This is a genomic window from Dactylosporangium sp. CA-139114, assembly GCF_050955725.1.
Lineage (GTDB): Bacteria > Actinomycetota > Actinomycetes > Mycobacteriales > Micromonosporaceae > Dactylosporangium.
In genome coordinates this window covers 7,198,425-7,214,844 of the sequence record NZ_CP192080.1, presented here as the reverse complement: position 1 = coordinate 7,214,844, position 16,420 = coordinate 7,198,425, and the positions used below count along the sequence as shown (strand labels likewise).

General features: G+C 74.0%; 18 protein-coding genes. 10 read left to right on the top strand and 8 right to left on the bottom strand.

Annotation, left to right across the window (positions count from 1 at the left end; translation table 11 throughout):
• Positions 1 to 4 precede the first annotated feature (4 nt).
• From ACQP2P_RS32250 to ACQP2P_RS32235, 4 genes are read right to left on the bottom strand one after another with little or no spacing between them, the layout of a single operon-like run.
• The gene (locus tag ACQP2P_RS32250) at positions 5 to 2,113 is read right to left on the bottom strand and encodes an amino acid adenylation domain-containing protein (protein WP_433607236.1); all 2,109 of its coding nucleotides are present in this window, start codon (positions 2,111 to 2,113) and stop codon (positions 5 to 7) included.
• On the bottom strand, positions 2,110 to 2,895 hold the full coding sequence (locus ACQP2P_RS32245; protein ID WP_433607234.1) for a thioesterase II family protein: 786 nt from the start codon (positions 2,893 to 2,895) through the stop codon (positions 2,110 to 2,112). Before ACQP2P_RS32245 ends, ACQP2P_RS32250 begins: the two co-directional genes overlap by 4 nt.
• Positions 2,892 to 3,677: an FkbM family methyltransferase gene (locus ACQP2P_RS32240; RefSeq protein WP_433607232.1), complete on the bottom strand. Its 786-nt coding sequence runs from the start codon at positions 3,675 to 3,677 to the stop codon at positions 2,892 to 2,894. The genes ACQP2P_RS32245 and ACQP2P_RS32240 overlap by 4 nt, the downstream gene beginning before the upstream one ends.
• Positions 3,678 to 3,691: 14 nt before the next feature.
• A complete protein-coding gene (locus tag ACQP2P_RS32235; RefSeq protein ID WP_433607230.1) occupies positions 3,692 to 3,937 on the bottom strand; it encodes an acyl carrier protein in 246 nt (81 codons plus the stop codon).
• Between the two features lie 172 nt (positions 3,938 to 4,109).
• Between ACQP2P_RS32235 and ACQP2P_RS32230 the strand changes: the two genes are divergently transcribed.
• Genes ACQP2P_RS32230 through ACQP2P_RS32205 form a run of 6 tightly spaced genes read left to right on the top strand, consistent with a single transcriptional unit; the run spans position 4,110 to position 9,606 of the window.
• Positions 4,110 to 4,313 carry an MbtH family NRPS accessory protein gene (locus ACQP2P_RS32230; RefSeq protein WP_433607228.1) on the top strand — a complete coding sequence of 68 codons (204 nt, stop codon included), beginning with the start codon at positions 4,110 to 4,112 and terminating at the stop codon, positions 4,311 to 4,313.
• Complete coding sequence (locus tag ACQP2P_RS32225) at positions 4,310 to 5,077, top strand: thioesterase II family protein (protein ID WP_433607226.1); 768 nt, start codon at positions 4,310 to 4,312, stop codon at positions 5,075 to 5,077. The genes ACQP2P_RS32230 and ACQP2P_RS32225 overlap by 4 nt, the downstream gene beginning before the upstream one ends.
• A gap of 17 nt (positions 5,078 to 5,094) precedes the next feature.
• Complete coding sequence (locus ACQP2P_RS32220; RefSeq protein ID WP_433607224.1) at positions 5,095 to 6,873, top strand: non-ribosomal peptide synthetase; 1,779 nt, start codon at positions 5,095 to 5,097, stop codon at positions 6,871 to 6,873.
• Positions 6,870 to 8,096, top strand: a complete 1,227-nt coding sequence (locus ACQP2P_RS32215) for a cytochrome P450 (protein ID WP_433607222.1) — start codon at positions 6,870 to 6,872, stop codon at positions 8,094 to 8,096. The genes ACQP2P_RS32220 and ACQP2P_RS32215 overlap by 4 nt, the downstream gene beginning before the upstream one ends.
• A complete protein-coding gene (locus tag ACQP2P_RS32210) occupies positions 8,093 to 9,352 on the top strand; it encodes a cytochrome P450 (RefSeq protein WP_433607220.1) in 1,260 nt (419 codons plus the stop codon). Before ACQP2P_RS32215 ends, ACQP2P_RS32210 begins: the two co-directional genes overlap by 4 nt.
• Complete coding sequence (locus ACQP2P_RS32205) at positions 9,349 to 9,606, top strand: phosphopantetheine-binding protein (RefSeq protein WP_433607218.1); 258 nt, start codon at positions 9,349 to 9,351, stop codon at positions 9,604 to 9,606. Before ACQP2P_RS32210 ends, ACQP2P_RS32205 begins: the two co-directional genes overlap by 4 nt.
• A gap of 594 nt (positions 9,607 to 10,200) precedes the next feature.
• Here the strand turns inward: ACQP2P_RS32205 and ACQP2P_RS32200 are convergent.
• On the bottom strand, positions 10,201 to 10,803 hold the full coding sequence (locus ACQP2P_RS32200) for an ArsR/SmtB family transcription factor (RefSeq protein ID WP_433607216.1): 603 nt from the start codon (positions 10,801 to 10,803) through the stop codon (positions 10,201 to 10,203).
• Between the two features lie 65 nt (positions 10,804 to 10,868).
• On the opposite strand from ACQP2P_RS32200, the gene ACQP2P_RS32195 reads away from it, so the two are divergent.
• The gene (locus tag ACQP2P_RS32195; protein ID WP_433607214.1) at positions 10,869 to 11,567 is read left to right on the top strand and encodes a dienelactone hydrolase family protein; all 699 of its coding nucleotides are present in this window, start codon (positions 10,869 to 10,871) and stop codon (positions 11,565 to 11,567) included.
• Between the two features lie 178 nt (positions 11,568 to 11,745).
• On the opposite strand, the gene ACQP2P_RS32190 is transcribed toward ACQP2P_RS32195, so the two are convergent.
• Positions 11,746 to 12,615 carry an AraC family transcriptional regulator gene (locus tag ACQP2P_RS32190; protein ID WP_433607212.1) on the bottom strand — a complete coding sequence of 290 codons (870 nt, stop codon included), beginning with the start codon at positions 12,613 to 12,615 and terminating at the stop codon, positions 11,746 to 11,748.
• Here ACQP2P_RS32190 and ACQP2P_RS32185 point away from each other — a divergent pair.
• Genes ACQP2P_RS32185 through infA form a run of 3 tightly spaced genes read left to right on the top strand, consistent with a single transcriptional unit; the run spans position 12,571 to position 13,933 of the window.
• A complete protein-coding gene (locus ACQP2P_RS32185; protein ID WP_433607210.1) occupies positions 12,571 to 12,927 on the top strand; it encodes a hypothetical protein in 357 nt (118 codons plus the stop codon). The two genes, ACQP2P_RS32190 and ACQP2P_RS32185, sit on opposite strands and share 45 nt — an antisense overlap.
• Positions 12,928 to 12,974: 47 nt before the next feature.
• Positions 12,975 to 13,709, top strand: coding sequence for a GNAT family N-acetyltransferase (locus ACQP2P_RS32180; RefSeq protein ID WP_433607208.1), 735 nt, complete (start codon positions 12,975 to 12,977; stop codon positions 13,707 to 13,709).
• Positions 13,709 to 13,933 (top strand): translation initiation factor IF-1, encoded by a 225-nt coding sequence (infA, locus tag ACQP2P_RS32175; RefSeq protein WP_433087642.1) that lies wholly within the window; start codon positions 13,709 to 13,711, stop codon positions 13,931 to 13,933. The genes ACQP2P_RS32180 and infA overlap by 1 nt, the downstream gene beginning before the upstream one ends.
• A 6-nt stretch (positions 13,934 to 13,939) precedes the next feature.
• On the opposite strand, the gene ACQP2P_RS32170 is transcribed toward infA, so the two are convergent.
• Positions 13,940 to 14,509, bottom strand: a complete 570-nt coding sequence (locus ACQP2P_RS32170; RefSeq protein WP_433607206.1) for an HD domain-containing protein — start codon at positions 14,507 to 14,509, stop codon at positions 13,940 to 13,942.
• The gene (locus tag ACQP2P_RS32165) at positions 14,506 to 16,347 is read right to left on the bottom strand and encodes an Hsp70 family protein (RefSeq protein ID WP_433607204.1); all 1,842 of its coding nucleotides are present in this window, start codon (positions 16,345 to 16,347) and stop codon (positions 14,506 to 14,508) included. The genes ACQP2P_RS32170 and ACQP2P_RS32165 overlap by 4 nt, the downstream gene beginning before the upstream one ends.
• Positions 16,348 to 16,420 lie beyond the last annotated feature (73 nt).

Genomic DNA, 16,420 nt, shown 5'->3' with positions numbered 1-16,420 from the left:
CTCGTCAGGCGGGCGTGGACGGTTGCGGTGCGAGCCGCCGGCGCAGCGCGCCCCGGTCGACCTTGCCGTTGGCGGTCAACGGGATCCGGTCGACGGCGATCACGATCTCCGGAACCATGTGGCCGGGCAGCGCGGCGGCGACGTGCGCGCGCAGGGCCGCCGGATCGACCGGGCAGCCGGCGGCCGGTACCACGAACGCCGCCAGGGCCCGGTTGCTCCCCTCGCCGCAGGCGTCGGCCACGACCTCTTCGACATGCGGGTGGCCGCGCAGCCGCGCCTGGATCTCGCCCAGCTCGATCCGGTAGCCCCGGATCTTCACCTGATGGTCGAGCCGCCCGAGGAACTCCAGCGTGCCGTCGGGGCGCCAGCGGGCCTGGTCGCCGGTGCGGTAGAGCCGAGAGCCGGGCGGCCCGTACGGATCCGGCAGGAACCGCTCGGCCGTGAGTGCGGGCCGGCCGAGGTAGCCCCGCGCCACGCCGGCGCCGCCCACGTACACCTCGCCCGGCACGCCGACCGGCACCGGCTCGAGCCGCTCGGTCAGGACGTACATCGTGGTGTTGGGGATCGGCACCCCCAGCGGCACCAGGTCCGTCGCCGGCGGCTCGGTCACCGGGCAGCCGGAGTTGCCGATGGTGATCTCGGTGGGCCCGTACTCGGTCCCCACGACGGTGCCGCCGGGCCCCGCGAAGTCGATCCACCGCTGGGCCAGCTCGCGGGTGAAGGCGTCACCGGCCGCGACGACGATGCCCGCGAGCCCGTGGATCTGCTCGGCGGTGAGATCGAGGCTCAGCAGGTCGAGGTGGCCCGGCGTCATCTTGAGGAAGGCGTACGGCGCGCCGGCGGCGAGCAGATCGCCCAGTTCGGCCAGGGACAGCGGATCGGGCAGCAGATGGACCGCCTGCCCGGTCAGCAGCGGGGTGAGCAGGCTCGGCAGCCCCAGGTCGAAGCCGATCGAGGAGAAGAACGCGGAGCCGCCGCCGCCGCGGGCCGCGTAGGCCTCGACCGTCCACAGCAGATAGTTGGCCAGGCCGGCCTGGGTGACCATCACGCCCTTCGGCGCCCCCGTCGAGCCCGACGTGTACATCACGTAGGCGAGCCGGCGGGGGTCTGCGGCGACGGGCGGCGGCGACGGCGGCCGTGTGTCGATCGCGGCCCGCTCGTCGTCCAGCCGGATCAGGCGGCAACCGCCACCGAGGTCCGGCACACCGCCGCCGGCCGTGACCACCAATTGGCTCGCCGCGCCCTGCACGAGCACGCGCAGCCGGGCCGGTGGCAGGTCGGGATCGAGCGGCAGGAAGGCCGCCCCGGCCCGCCAGACGCCGAGCAGGGCGGGCAGCAGGTCGGCGGTGCGCCGCAGGCAGACCCCGACCAGCGACTCCGGCCGGGCGCCGAGGGCGAGGAGGTGATGGGCGATGCGGTTGGCGCGCTCGTCGAGCTCCCGATAGGTCAGCGCCGCCCCGGCGAGCCGCACGGCGATCGCGCCGGGCGTCCGGGCCGCCTGCGCCGCGACCAGGGCGGCGGTCGTGTGAGCCCCGCGGTCGGACACGGGCCCGGTGCTCCAGGTGCCGAGCACGGCGCGGCGCTCATCGGGCGGCAGGTACGCGGCCCGGGCGTCGCCGCCGGGATCGGCGGCCATGGCGGTGAGCACCGCGCGGTACATGGCGGCGAGGCCCTCGACATAATCGGGTGCCACGCCGCGGGCCCGGATTCGCAGACCGTCGCCGGTGGCCGTGACCACCAGCCCGAACCCCTGGCCGACCGGCTCCGGCCCGGTGGACGCGAGCCCGAACAGCACCCGGTCGGCGGGCCGGGGCGCGTCGGCCCCGGCGTGCGCGGCCGTCGTCGCGGTGCGCGTCACCAGCTCCCGCCAGGTCGCCGCCGCCCGGTACCGCGCCGTCGCGGCGTCCGGGCCGCCGGTGACCTCGGCGTCGAAGACGGGCTCCTCGCTGAGCATGCTCAGGACCTTGAGGTGCGCGGCCAGCAGGACCGGACCCGGCTCGGCCCCGCAGGCGTCGGCGAGCCGGGGGAGGCCGCCGGCCAGGCCGACTTCGGCGTGGTGGTCGCCGTCCGCTGGCGTGCGCCAGGCCGCGGGCAGCGTGAACAGCGCGCTCACGGCCGCGCCGCAAGGTCCGCGACGATCCCGGCCGACTCGTCGAGGACGAAGTGGCCGGTCGGCAGCAGGTGCATTGTGAACCCCCGGGTCGTCTCGTGGCGCCAGGCCGCCAGCTCCGGGAAGCCGACGTAGGCGTCGTCCCGGCCGCCGACGACGTCGAGGGGAAGATCCAGCGGCGCGCCGGGCGGGAAGACCGCGCGCTCGACCAGCCGGTAGTCGGCCCGGATGACGTCCTCGAACATCGCCATCAGGTCGGGGTCGTCCAGGACCGCCGGCGCGATCCCGCCGAACTGCGCAATCTGTGCGAAGAGGGCGTCACGGCCCAGCAGATGCCGGGGCTCGCCCGCCGGGGCCGCGCCCGGCGCGCCGATCGAGGACACGACGAGGCGGGCCGGCAGGGGGCCGCCCGTGTCGCGCAGCCGCCGGGTCAGCGCGAAGGCCAGGTACGAGCCGGAGCAGTGCCCGAACAACACGTACGGCCGGTCCAGTACCGGTCGCAGCGCGGGCTCGAGGAGGTCCAGGAGGGCCGGCAGCTCCTCGACGTGCGGCTCGTCCAGCCGGTTCTCGCGGCCCGGCAGCCGGACCGCGCAGACCTCCACGTCCGCGTCGAAGCGATCAGGCCAGTCGTTGTACACGGCGGCGCCGGCCCCGATGTGCGGGAAGCAGATCACGCGCGCGGCCGGGTCGGCGACCCGGCGCGGACGGGCGAGCCAGCGCCGATCGACGAGCCGGCCGCCGGTGGCGAGACGGAGGTAGCCCGGCGAGTGCGTGGACCCGGTCACGGCGCGGTCCGGGCGGCGTAGACGGTGAAGACCTCGGTACCCCGGTAGTCGGCGGGCTGCTCGACGGTTGTCCGCAGGCCGTGCCGGGCGAACCGGTCGAGCACCGCGGCGAGCTGCGGGTCGCGGCCCTCGACCTCGACCACGGCGTGGCGGATGCGCGGCCACAGCGTCTCGCCGACGCCGTCGAGCACCTGCGTCTCGAAGCCCTCGACGTCGACCTTGAGCAGGTCGATCCGCTCGACGCCGAGGCCTGCCGCGACGGTGTCCAGCCGCTCGACCGTGCACGGGATGGTTTGCGGCTCGTCGAAGCGTCCTTCGAGCAGCTCGTCCACCTCGTCCAGCAGCACCTGCCGGCGCCGCTCGTCGGTCTGGGCGGCGGCGATGTTCTCGACGTACGCCCGCACCAGCGCCCGGTCCGCGGCCGGGTCCGCGTCGAAGCCGGACATCATCGTGTACCGCGGATAAAAGATGAGGTCCCGCTGCTGCGGGCGGTCGCCGAGCGCGATGTTGCACGCACGGACGCCGGGCCGGCGCCCGACGTTGCGGCGCAGGACCTCGAACGTGCCGGGCGCGGGCTCGAAGGCGAAGATGCGTGCACCCGGCCACCGGTCTGCGGCGAAGAGCGTGAACATGCCGATGTTGGCGCCGACGTCGAAGACGACCGGTGCGGGGCCGAGGTCGGCGCCGTCGCGCGGCAGGTAGATCTGCTCCTCGAAGATTTCCTGGTACAGGTACTGCGTCTCGTTGCGGTTGCAGCCGTGCACGATCAGGCCGTTCGGCATGCGCTGCCCGCCGGTCACTGCGCGGCGTCCGCGGTCAGGCTCCGGGCGAGCCGAGCCGGGGTCGGGTGGCGGAAGACCGCCGAGCTGCGCAGACTGATGCCGCGCAGGCGGGCCGCGATGACCGTGTCGACGACCCGCAGGGAATTGCCGCCGAGGTCGAAGAAGTCGTCGTCGGGCCGGACCTCGATGCCGAACATTCCCGACCAGATTTCGCACAGCACGTGCTGGGTCTCCTGCATCGACAGGCTGGGGCTGGCCACGGCAAGCAGGGTAGGAGTCCGGGTGTGCACCCGGTCGGCATCGCGGGCGGCAACTGTGCGGCAGCTTGCGCCATCTGCCGCTGTTCTGCCCCGCGAGGTGCCGTTGCGCTGCCGAACCGCCGCCTAGCCTGGCCGCACCAGGGCTCCCGTGCCGACACCGAGCGAGGCCTCCATGCAGACAGAGACGACGACCCCGGCCGCCTGGCTGGTCGTGCGCAACGCGGCGGGGCGGCACAGCATCTGGCCCGCGCACCAGCCGGTGCCGCCGGGCTGGGAGGCCCTTGGGCCGGAGCGCGACCGTGCCGGCTGCCTCGCCTGGATCGCGGAGCACTGGATTGACGCCCGGCCCGCCGGGGTCGGACGGACGCCGGCATGACCGCCGCGCTCGCTGGTCGCCGCTGGCTGATTCGCGATCCGGACCCGGATGCGCCGGCGCGGCTGCTGTGCCTGCCTGTCTCCGGCCTGGGCGCCGCCCTGTTCCGGCACTGGCCGACCCGCGTCGGCGAGATCGACGTCTGCCCGGTGCAGCTGCCCGGCCGGGAGAACCGGATGCGCGAGCCGGCGTACACGTCGATGGATGCCTTTGCCGCCGGCGGGGCCGATGCGCTGGAGCCGCTGCTCGACCGGCCGTACGCGTTCTTCGGGCACTGCCTCGGTGCCCGGATGAGCTACGCGCTGACGCGGGAGATCGCCGCGCGGGGCCGGCGTCTTCCCGAACGGCTGTTCGTGTCGTCGTGCCTTGCGCCGCACCGGGGCGGCCGCTTCGGCGGCGGCCCGTCGGGCCCGTTCACGCCCGAGACCACCGACGAGGAGTACTTCGCCGAACTGCGCCTGGGCTGCCGCCTGCGGGATGAGCCGGAGCCGCCGGACGAGCTGCTGGCCCTGTCGGTGCGGGTGCTGCGTCCCGACATCGAGCTCACGTGCGCCTATGTCCCGCCGCCGCCCGTGGGGCCGGCCGATCCCGCGTTGCGCATCACCACGATCGGCTGGTCGGCGGACCCTCACGTGCGGCCGGAGCAGATGGGGGAGTGGACGCGGTACGGCGCGGTGGACCCCATCGTGCTGGAGGGCGACGAGTACACCTACCGGCAAGGCGGCGATGACCTGCTCGAGGTGATCGCCGAGGGGTTCCCGACGTGAAAGGGATTGCAGCAACCGTGAAGACGAGCGCGACGCAGACGATCACGGCGCTCTTCGCCGAGTCGGTGCACCGGCACGCGGACCGGCCCGCGGTGTCCGACGACGCCGGCCGCCGGCTCACCTACGCCGAACTCGACCGGGCGTCGGCGCGGCTGGCGCGTACGCTCGTGCGGGTCGGGGTCGGGCGCGAGGAACGCGTCGGTGTGCACCGGCAGCGCGACGTCGACCTGGTGATCGGCATCCTCGCCGCGCTGCGGGCCGGCGCCGCGTACACCGCAGTGGACCTGCGCTACCCGAAGGCGCGCCGCGACCTGATGCTGCATGCCGCCGGTGCCCGGGTCACCCTGGTCGGCGCGGACGAGCGGGACGCGCCCGGCCCCGGCATCGCGACCCTGGCGTGCGGCCATGAGTCCGGCGAGCCCGCTGATGAGCCCGCCCCGCTGCCCGTCGCGGCCGGCGAGGACGCGGCGTGCGTGCTCTTCACGTCCGGATCCACCGGCACGCCCAAGGGTGTCGTGGTCGAGCATCGCAACCTCGTGCACTTCGCGCTCAACCCGGTCCTGCCGCAGATCGTCGCGGGCGACCGCGTGGCACAGGTGGCCAACGTCTCGTTCGACACCTTCCACTACGAGCTGTGGTGCGCCTTCGCCGCCGGTGCCGAGCTGGTCATGATGCCGTCGGTCCCGGACCTGGTGCAGAGGGACCCGGAGCGCGAGCTGCACCGCCGGCGGATCAGCGTGCTGCTGGCGCCCACCATGGCGTTCAACTCGATCGCGGTCGAGGACGCCGGCGTCTTCGCCGGGCTGCGGCTGCTGCTCACCGGCGGGGACGTCATCCGGCCGAGTGCCTGCCGGGAGGTGCTGGACAGCGCCTTCGAGGGCCGGCTGACCAACCTGTACGGCCCGACCGAGGCGACGACCGCGGTCACCGCCCACGACATCACGGCGGTCGCGCCGGACGCGGTGAGCGTGCCGATCGGCCGGGCTCTGGACGGCGCTGCGCTGTACGTCCTGGACGCCGCGATGGACCCTGTGGCACCGGGCACCCCGGGCGAGCTGTACATCGGCGGGGCCGCGACTACCCGGGGATATCTCGGCGACCCGGCGCGGACGGCCGAGCGCTTCCTGCCGGACCCGTTCGGCGAGCCCGGTTCCGTGATGTACCGCACCGGCGACGTGGTCACCCGCGACGCGGACGGCGTGGTGGAGTATCTCGGCCGCAACGACAACCAGGTGAAGATCAGGGGCTACCGGGTCGAGCCCCGTGAGGTGGAGCGCTCGCTGATGGCCCGGGCCGGCGTCGTGGATGCGGCGGTACTGCCGCAGGGCGAGGGGCAGGACCGCCGGCTGGTGGCGTTCGTGGTGCTGTGCGGCGAACTGACCCTGCCCGAGCTGCGCGGTCACGCCGAAGAGCACCTGCCCGACTATCAGGTGCCGGCCGAGTTCGTGCAGGTGGAGGAGATCCCGGCGACGCCGCACGGCAAGCGCGACGCCGCGGCCCTTCTCACCCTGCTCGCCGACCGCGACCGCAACCGTACCGACTACGTCGCCCCGCACACCGACAGCGAGCGGTACCTCGCGCGCGCCTGGCAGGAGCTGCTCGGCGCCGAATGGATCAGCACCGGCGATGACTTCTTCGCCATGGGCGGCAACTCGATGCTGGCCTTCCGGCTGTCCCGCCGCGTCGCCCGGGAGCTCGCCCCCGGTATCACCCTGGAGGAAGTCCTGAAGAACACGGTGATGCGGGACATGGCGCTCGCGGTCGACGCGGCGCTGGGGAAGGCGGAGACGGCGTGACAGCACAGCCGGCCACCACGATCGACGTCGACCTCAACGACACCGACGCGTTCGTCGAGGGCACCGAGCACCGGCTCTGGGAGCGGCTGCGCCGGGAGGCCCCGGTGCACTGGAACCCTACCGGGTCGGGCGGCTTCTGGGCGCTCACCACCTACGTCGACGTGCTGGCCGCGCTGCGCGACTTCGAGACCTTCAGCTCTGAGCACGGTACCGTCATCGGCGGTTCCTACCGCAACGGCGTGGACACCGCCGCCGGCCGGATGCTGGTGACCTCCGACCCGCCCCGGCACCGGATGCTCCGCCGGCGGATGCAGCGGCTGTTCGCCCCGTCGATGCTGGAACGGGTCAACGCCGAGGTGGTCCGTCGCGTCGGCGCCGCGCTGGATCGGCTGTGGGCCGCGGGTGGCGGCGACTTCGCGGCGGAGGTGGCGGTCGAGCTGCCGGCCGCCGCGCTGATCGCCCAGCTCGCGATCGGGCCCGAGGACGCGCTGCGGCTGGTGCGGCTGACCCGCGCGATGATCGGCTACCGGGATTCCGAGTTCCACGGCGGCATCCCCGACGAGGCCCGGCGGCTGGCCGCCGCGCAGACAGGGATCTTCGGCTTCTTCCTCGACCTGATCGACGAGCGGCGCAGGCATCCCGGCGACGATGCGGTCAGCAGCCTGCTCACCCCGGCCCCCGGTGAGCGACCCCTCGACGAGGACGCCCTGCTGTTCAACCTGATGAACCTCGTGATCGGCGGCAACGAGACGACCCAGCACAGCGCCAGCGGCGGGCTGGTGGCGCTGATGGCCGACCCGGCGCAGTGGGAGCGGCTGCGCGCCGATCCAGGCCTCGTGCCGACCTCGGTCGAGGAGTTCGTCCGGTGGACCTCTACCGCCTCATACGTGCAGCGGACGGTCACCCGGCCGGTCCGGGTGCGCGATGTCGAGCTCGGCGAGGGTGACGCGGTGACGCTGTGGATCGCCTCGGCCAACCGCGACGCGGAGCAGTTCGTGGATCCGGACCGTTTCGACATCGGCCGGACCCCCAACCGGCACCTCGGCTTCGCCAGCGGACCCCACCACTGCATCGGCGCGGCCGTCGGGCGTTCGGGGCTGAGGATCCTGCTGGAGGGCCTGCGGGCCCGGCCCGGCCGGCTGGTGCTCGCGGGCGATCCGGTCCGGCTGCGCTCCAACTTCATGCTCGAGTTCAAGAGCCTGCCCGTCGAGGTTGCGCCGTGACCCGGGCCGGCGAGGCGACCGCCGACCGGGTGCCGGTACCGGTCGACGTGGCCGACCCGGACCTGTACGCCGACGGGGATCCGCTGCCCGTATGGGAGCGGCTGCGCCGGGAGGCGCCGGTGCATTGGAACGCGTTCCACCCCGGTGGCGGCTTCTGGGTCGTGATGACGCACGCGCCGGCGGTCCAGGTCTACCGAGACAGCGACACCTTCAGCTCCGAACGTGGCATCCGGCTGACCTCCGCCCCGCCGGCGATCGACGCCGCCGCCGGGAAGATGATGATCGTCACCGATCCACCTCGGCACGGCAAGCTGCGCCGGGTGATGAGTTCCGGCTTCACCCCGCGGCGGGTGGCGGCCCTGGAGGACACCATGCGCCGGGTGCTCGAACCGCTGGTGGACCGGGTGATCGAGCGGGGCTCGGCCGACTTCGTCAGCGAGGTCGCGGCGATTCTGCCCGCCGTCATCGTCTGCCACCTCATGGACGTGCCGCTGGAGGAGCACGAGCGGTTGACCCGGCTCACCAGCAAGGCCTTCGGCGCGTCCCTGGGCCCGAGCGGCTGCCCGGTCACGCCGGTCGAGAGCGCCGAGGCCAACACCCGGATCTTCCTGCACTACGCCCAGCTGCTGCAGCGGCGCCGTGTGACGCCCGGCGACGACATCGTCAGCGCCCTGGCGCAGGGCCGGGCCGGCGGGGAGGCGCTGACCGACACCGAAATCATCATGAACTGCAACGGCCTGCTGCTCGGTGCGAACGAGACGACCCGCCTCGCCTCGGCCGGCGGGCTGCTGGCCCTGATCCGCCACCCCGGCCAGTGGCGGCGGCTGCGCGAGGGCGCCGTGGACGTCGACACCGCCGTGGAAGAGATCCTGCGATACTGCAGCCCCGCGATGCACATGGTCCGGGTGGCCCGCCGCGACGCCGAGGTCGGCGGCCGGCTGGTCCGGGCGGGCGAGCGGGTCGCGCTGTGGAACCCGTCGGCCAACCGCGACGAGGCGTTCTTCGCGGACCCGAACACGCTCGACCTCGCCCGCCGGCCCAACCGGCACCTCGCCTTCGGCCTGGGCAGCCACTTCTGCATCGGCGCCGCGCTGGCCCGCGTCGAACTTGCCGTGCTGCTGCGGGTGCTGCTGGCCAAGGTCTCGGCCGCGGAGCTCACCGGCCCGGTGCGGATGATGCGCTCCAACTTCATGTGGGGCGTCGAGTCGCTGCCGGTACGGTTGCGGCCGCCCGGGGCCCGGAAGGCGGCCGGATGAACCCGGCGAACCCGGTCGAGCAGATCGTCACCGCGGCCTGGCTCGAGGTCCTCGGGACCGACAGCGCCGCACCGCACGACGCCTTCTTCGAGTCCGGCGGCCACTCGTTCGCGGCCGTGCAGCTGCTTACCGCGGTGCAGTCCGCGCTGGCGGTGGAGTTTCCGCTCGAGTTGCTGTTCTCCGGCACCCTGCGGACGCTGATCGCCGAATGCACGCAGCGCGTCGAGGCCAAGGCGGCCGAGGGAACCCGCTGACCCTCATGCCGGCCCGCCGGCCGTATCGCCGTGCGCTCGTCCCGGACCGGCGCACGGCCTGAGGGTCGCGCCGGTCCGGGACGGGCAACGTCAGCCCTGCAGAGCTCAGAGAACGACAGCAGCCCGGCGGTGGAGATGAGGGCACAGCGAGGCGACGGGATGCGTAGGCACGGCCTGGCCGGCCCGGGTAGGTCCACCGGCGTTGGACCAGCCGGCGATGCCAAGCCAGCAGCGTGGCGGGCGTGACGAGGCGATGCCCGCGCAACCGGCCAGGCAGCAGCCGCGTCAGCGCGGACAGCACTGCCCGGTCCGGCCACGACGGTCTCGGCCGGCCGACCTGTGGGCGCAGGACCGCCACCTCGTGCCGCATGACCAACAGCTTCGCGGTCTTGGTGGCGTCGCCGCGCGACAGCCGCATCAGCCGGCCGAACACCCACGGCGCCGCACCGATGTGTCGCCTCGCGCAGCGCTGGTGTCGCATTGCGTCGTTTCGTGTCGCTCCACATCCCCCATCCGGCGCAGCGTCCCAAGGTGTCGCAACGCGTGCTTCTGTGTCGCGCCACGTCGGCGCCGGTCGGCGTTACGGCGGCTGCTTCACTCCGGGTCGGTGGTCGCGTCGGCCGCATCAGGGGCCGGCTCGGGCAGCGCCGGAGCGTCGGTGGGGTAGAGCCCGGCGGCGAACCCGTAGACCTGGTCGCCGGCCCGCGGAATCTGCGCGAATCGCCGCGCGAGCGCCTGCACTTCGGCCCAGAAATTGCGCACTTCGTCACGCGGAATGCGCGCATGCACCAGCGTGCAGCGCAGGTCGTCGGCGGCGTGCGCGGCGGCGGACTCGGCGGCCGCGGTCGCCAGGCCGTTGATGCCCGCCGCGATGCGCTGCTCCTGCGGGCTGGAGAGCACGCCGACGTACAGGGTGCGCGCGACCCGGCCGTAGTAGCGCTCCTCGATCGCGCGGACCCGGCGGGTGCGCACGACCTGGAACAGTCCGATGGTGACGAGGTGGCTCACGTGGTACGCGACCGTGCCCTTCGGCCGCCCGACCGCCTCGGCCAGCTCGGACACGGTCGCGGCGCGCTCCAGCACCAGCTCCAGCAGCGTCGAGCGCAGCGGGTCGGCGAGCGCGCGCAGCTGCTCGGGGGCGGTCACCACGAGCATGTCGCCGAGCTCGTAGTCGGGGATGGAGTGATTGACCGGCATAGTCCGATCATTCTAGGGTGTTCAAACGTCCGAGATTTTTCGATCGATCATTGGGGGGCCCGGCGATGGCCGAGGTTGTGCTCTTCCACCACCTGCTGGGGCTGACCGGCGGAGTGCGCGCGTTCGCCGACGGTTTGCGCGCGAACGGACACACGGTGCACACGCCGGACCTGTTCGGTGGCGCGCGCCCGGCCACGCTGGAGGCGGGCGCGGCCCTGGCCGCGTCGCTGGAGCAGGGCTCCGCCCCGGCCGCGCCGCAGGACGGTGGCTCGGACGAGGGCACAGCCGCGCCGCGGGACGATGCCACGCTCGAGGCCACGACCGCGACGCAACACGACGACGGCTCGGACGAGGTCAGCGTGCCGCTGGGGGAGCGGAGCTGGGAGGAGTACGACGGCATGGTGTACGCCGGCATCTCCTGGGGTGTGATGACCGCGCAGCGACTGGCGCAGACGCGGCCGGGGGCCAGGGGCGCGCTGCTCGTCGAGGCCTGCCTGCCCGTCACCGGCGAGTGGGCGATCGGCCCCTGGCCGGACGGGGTCCCGGTGCAGATCCACGGCATGGACGCCGACCCGTTCTTCGCCGGCGAGGGCGACATCGACGCCGCGCGCGAGCTGGTCGGACGGGCCGGCGACACACTCGCGCAGCTGTACGTGTACGAAGGCGACAAGCATCTCTTCACCGACTCCTCGCTCCCGTCCTACGACGCGGCCGCGACCGCCCTGGTGCTCGAACGCGCACTGGCCTTCCTGGCCGGCCTCTGACACCGGGCCCGCGAACCACAACCCACCCGTGCTCGTCGCGCGAGTGCATGCGCGTTCGCTCGCGGGCGTCGCGCGAATCCGCGTGCGCGGGTGCAGCGCTCCGCTCAAACGTGCAGCCCACCGCTCAAGCGTGCAGCCCATCGCTCAAACGGGCGACGTTCGTGCGCCCGCAGGGTGGTTACGCCGGCTCGATGGGCAGCCACAGCTCACAGGTCGCCGTGCTGAGGTCGTCCGCGCGCTCCAGGAACGCGACGATCGAAGGACCCGCCCGCAGCCGCCACGGATTCGACGGGAACCACGCGGTCGCGGTCGCGGCCCAGGCGTCCTGCAGCGCCCGCGGGAACGGCCCGGCCGTGCGGAACACCGCCCACATCCCCGCCCCCACGTCGATGGCGTGCAGGTCGCCGGGGACCGGCGTGGCCAGGGCGACGGCGACCCCGTGCAGGTAGGTGAGCGGGCTGCCCTCGGCGGCGTCGGGGTCGACGTCGGCGCTGACCTGCAGCAGCCCCGCCGGTGAGGTGTCGGCGAGGGCCTTCAGCCGGGCGTGCTCCCGCGGCGGCAGCGCCGCGACGAGCCGCTGGATGTGCGGGTTGACGCCCCGGTGGACCAGCGGGACCCGGGCCGCGTGCCCCACGAGCCGGAAGGCGGGGCGCTCGACGATGCGGGTGTCCATGGGGACGCTCCCCTCCACGGTCAGGCGGAACCTGACGCGGGGCTGGGTGCGAAGGGGGCCTCCGTCGCGGCGTACGTCACCGGGGCCGGCGCCGTGCACCGCGCGGAACGCACGTCCGAACGCCTCCGTCGAGCCGTACCCGTGCCGGACGGCGATGCTCAGCAGATCGTCCTCGCCCCGCACCACGTCGGCCGCCGCGACGGTCATGCGACGCCGGCGCACATACTCCGACAGCGGCATGCCGGCCAGTGACGAGAACATCCGGCGCAGGTGGTACTCGGTCGTGCCGGACGCCTTGGCGAACGTGCCGACGTCGAGCTCCTCCGTGAGGTGCTCCTCGACGAGGTCGACGAGCTGGTTGAGCGCCGAGATCACGGGACCATTTTTCCCTGGCTTCGCGGTGCGGACGCGGCGGCCGGCGCAACGAGGGTCGACCGGCCGATCGTCGCCACGCCGACCTGGGCGAAGCTCATCGGCTTCGAGACCACGCCGCCCACCGCGGTCGAGGAGCCGCTCCGGCGCCGCGCCGAGCGTCGGGGCGCCCGAGACCGGTTTATCGCTGGACGGGCGGCGGGCGGCCGCGGTAACGTGCCGTCGACCGTGGTCCGGCCCGAGGAGGTGAGCACCGTGAACGTTGTAGCGATGTGGGTGCTCCCCATTCCCGTCACGGTCGGGCGACTGCGGTAGGTGCCGCCCGGGAGCGTCCCTGTGGGATCTCCCGAAAGGTGACACCGATGCACACACTCGTCATCACGCGCGTCGCCGAGCGGCAGTGGCATGCCCTCGACGACGACCTCGTGGTCGGCCGCGGCGAAGCCTCGCCCCGCCCGGACGGCCGCCTCTTCCTCAGCGTCGACGCCTGGCACGACGACGTCTTCGCCCGCCTGGCCGGGGCGATGCTGGCCGCCCTGGCGCGGCCGCTGTTCACCGTCGTGGACGAGGCCGACGCCGACCTGCGCACCCGGTGGGTGCGGGCCGGGCTGACCGCCCGCCGCCGCGAATGGGAGTACGTCCTGGCCGCCGGCGGCGACGGTGCGGTACCACGGCCGGGCTTGACGCTGCTGCCCGTCGGCACCGCCGAGCTGGACCCGCTGCGCCGCCTGGACCGGGCGATCCGCGCCGAGATCGAGTCCACGATCGGGTGGGATCAGATGCCCGCGGCGGTCCTGTCCCGCCCGCTGGACCCCGCCCACTACGCGGTCGCCGCCGAGCCCGGCGCCTACGTGGGCCTGGCCCGCCTGGCGCTGCTGCCGAGGCACACGAGGATCGGCCTCATCGCGGTCCGGTCCGCTCATCGCCGGCGCGGCATCGCCTCCGCCCTGCTCGCGCAGATCCTGGCGGCCACCGCGGCCCGCGGGGTCGCGACCGTCTCCGCGGACGTGCACGAGGCCAACATCGCGGCGGTCGCGCTCTTCGAGGCCGCCGGCGCGCGCCGCACCGGCAGCAACCTCGAGCTGGTGATCCGCTGATGCCCAGGGCAACCGACGGGATCCAGCTCGAGGGCACCGTGCTGGAGTGCCTGCGCGACGCCAAGTTCCGCGTCGAGCTCGCGAACGGCCACGTCGTCCTGGCCCACATCAGCGGCAAGATCCGCAAGAACTACATCAAGATCCTGCCGTTCGACCGCGTGCTGGTCGAGCTCAGCCAGTACGACCTGTCGAGGGGCCGGATCCTGTTCCGGTACCGCAACTAGGCGCGACTAGGCGATGGCGTGGCCGTACTCGGCGGCGAGCCGGCTCAGGTCCGGCTCGCCGTACTCGGCGACCATCGCCTTGAACGCCGCGGCCTTCTCCTCGCCGAAGCGGGCGACGGCCACCGTGTACGCCGCGGCCGACACGAACCGCGGGGGCGTCGACTTGCTGTGGAACTTGTCGGCGTACATCACCAGCCGCTCCTCGCCCGTCTCCGCCACGTAGTCGCCGACCGGCAGGGGGAGGCCCTGCCGGTCGATGTCCTCGCGGGTCAGGCCGACCCCGGTGTGGTGCGAGCAGAACCGGCTCAGGGTCTCGGGGAAGCCGAGCCCGGCCAGCGCCTCGTGGCCGAGCACGCCGTGGCGGATGTACGCCTCGCCCGCGCCGAGCCGGTACACGCCGATGTCGTGCAGCAGGCAACCGGCGCGCACGAGGGCCGGGTCCACGTCGGGGCCGGCGAGCTGCGAGGCGATCCGGGCGACGATCTCGCAGTGGGTGTACACCAGCGTGAAGGCCCGCGGGGTCGGCGCGAGGCGTTCGTGCAGCGCGCGGATCTCGGCGTCGGCGGGGATCCTCATGAGGGCAGATACTGCCGCACGGCCGAGCCCACCGACGTGCGGTTCGCGCCGAGGGTGCGCAGGTCCGCGACCTTCAGCGCCGCTCCGCCGAGCACGACCCGGTGGCGCCAGTCGGGGTGGGCGGCCAGGCCGCTGCCGGGCCGGGGCACGATGAGCAGGTTCGGGCGCCGGAAGAAGCCGCGCGTGCGCACCTCGGCCCGGTCCAGCTCGCCCCACGGCACGTGCACCGGGCGGCCGCGCACCGTGATCGTCAGGCCGTGCTCGTCGACGAGCAGGCGCTGGGGCTCGCCCGGGGCCCGGACCATGCGGGCGATCGAGCTGCCGAGCCAGACCAGGATGTACACCCAGATCAGCAGCGCCGCGACGACCGCCAGATCGTCGTTGCCGGTCGGCTCGTAGACGGCGCCGAAGGCCAGGATGCTGGCGAGGAAGAACGGCAGGGCCCACAGCATGCGGGCGGCCGCCCGGCCGGCGATCGCGCCGGTGCTGGTGCGGAACTCGGCCGGCATCCGGCCCCCGGCGGGGAAGAACGGCCGCAGCGGCGCCGGCTGCGGCGGCGCGGGCCGCACGGGCGGGGCCGGCACGGCCTGCTGGGGGATGATCGGGCGCTGGGGCACGATCGGGCCGGTCGCGGCGAACGGCGGCGACACCGGCTGGGGCGAGATCGGCATCGCGGACACGGGCATCGGCGGTGGCGGGACCGCGATCGGCGACGAGATCGGCGACGAGGCCGGCGACGAGGCCGGCGACGAGACCGGGGCCGGGTGCGCCGGGACGTCGGTGACCAGCGCGCCCTCGGCGACCACGAGCTCGGGCTGGTCCAGGACCGTCGGCGTGATGCCCAGCGCGCGGTGCAGCTCGGTCGCGACCAGCGGCATCCGGGTCGAGCCGCCGACCAGGAACAGGCCCGCGACCCGCTCGCGCGGCACCCCGGACGCGGTGAGCGTCGCCGCCGTCACCGCGACCGTCTGCGCGATGAGCGGCCGGGCCCGCTGCTCCAGCTCCCCGCGGGTCACGTGCAGGTCGCGGTCGAGGATCGGCACGAGCAGGCCGGCCGAGGACTCGCGCGAGAGGCGCTCCTTGAGCATCCGGGCATCCTCGCGCAGGGTGCGGGCGGCGCGGCGGTCCGGGGCGGTCCGCGGGTGGGACAGCCGCGCCCACGCCTCGGGAGCGCTCGCGCCGGCGACGGCCCCGATCTCCTGCACGACGACCTCGTCGAGGTCGACGCCGCCGACGTCGTCGAGGCCGCGGTACGCCAGCGTCTCGAACCCGCTCGCCGTGCGCCGGACCACGGAGGCGTCGAACGTGCCCGCGCCCAGGTCGTAGACGAGGACGCTCGCCCCGGGCGGGACCCGGTGGCCGAGCACGGCGGTGAAGTAGAGCCCGGCCGCGACCGGCTCCGGCACCAGCCGCGGCGGCGGGAGGCCGGCCCGGCTCGCGGCCTGCGTCAGCACCGCCCGGCGCGCCGATCCCCACTCGGCCGGATAGGTCATGGCGAGGTCGTCGACCGTCCGCCCGGCCACCTGCCGCGCCTCGGCCGCGACCCTGGTGAGCGTGGCGGCGACGGCGGCGACCAGCGGTACCGTCGCATCACCCAGCAGCAGGTCCGGCTCGTCGACGTGGCGCTTCGGGTTCGGCTCGAAGCGCACCGGGTCGAGCTTCGCGCTGTTGATCGCGTCGCGGCCGGTCGCGAGGTGCCCGTCGGCCATGGCGTACACGGCCGAGGGCAGCAGCGGGGAGCCGTCGAACAGCAGCGGCCGCGTCTTGCCGTCGGGCCAGCGCAGGATGGCCACGGTGTTGGACGTCCCATAGTCGACCGCCAGCGCGAACAGGCTCACCCGGTGACCCTACGCGACGACGTCCAGCCCGGCCCGCGCCGAGGCCGGGGGCGGCGGCGGGGCCGGCCGGCAC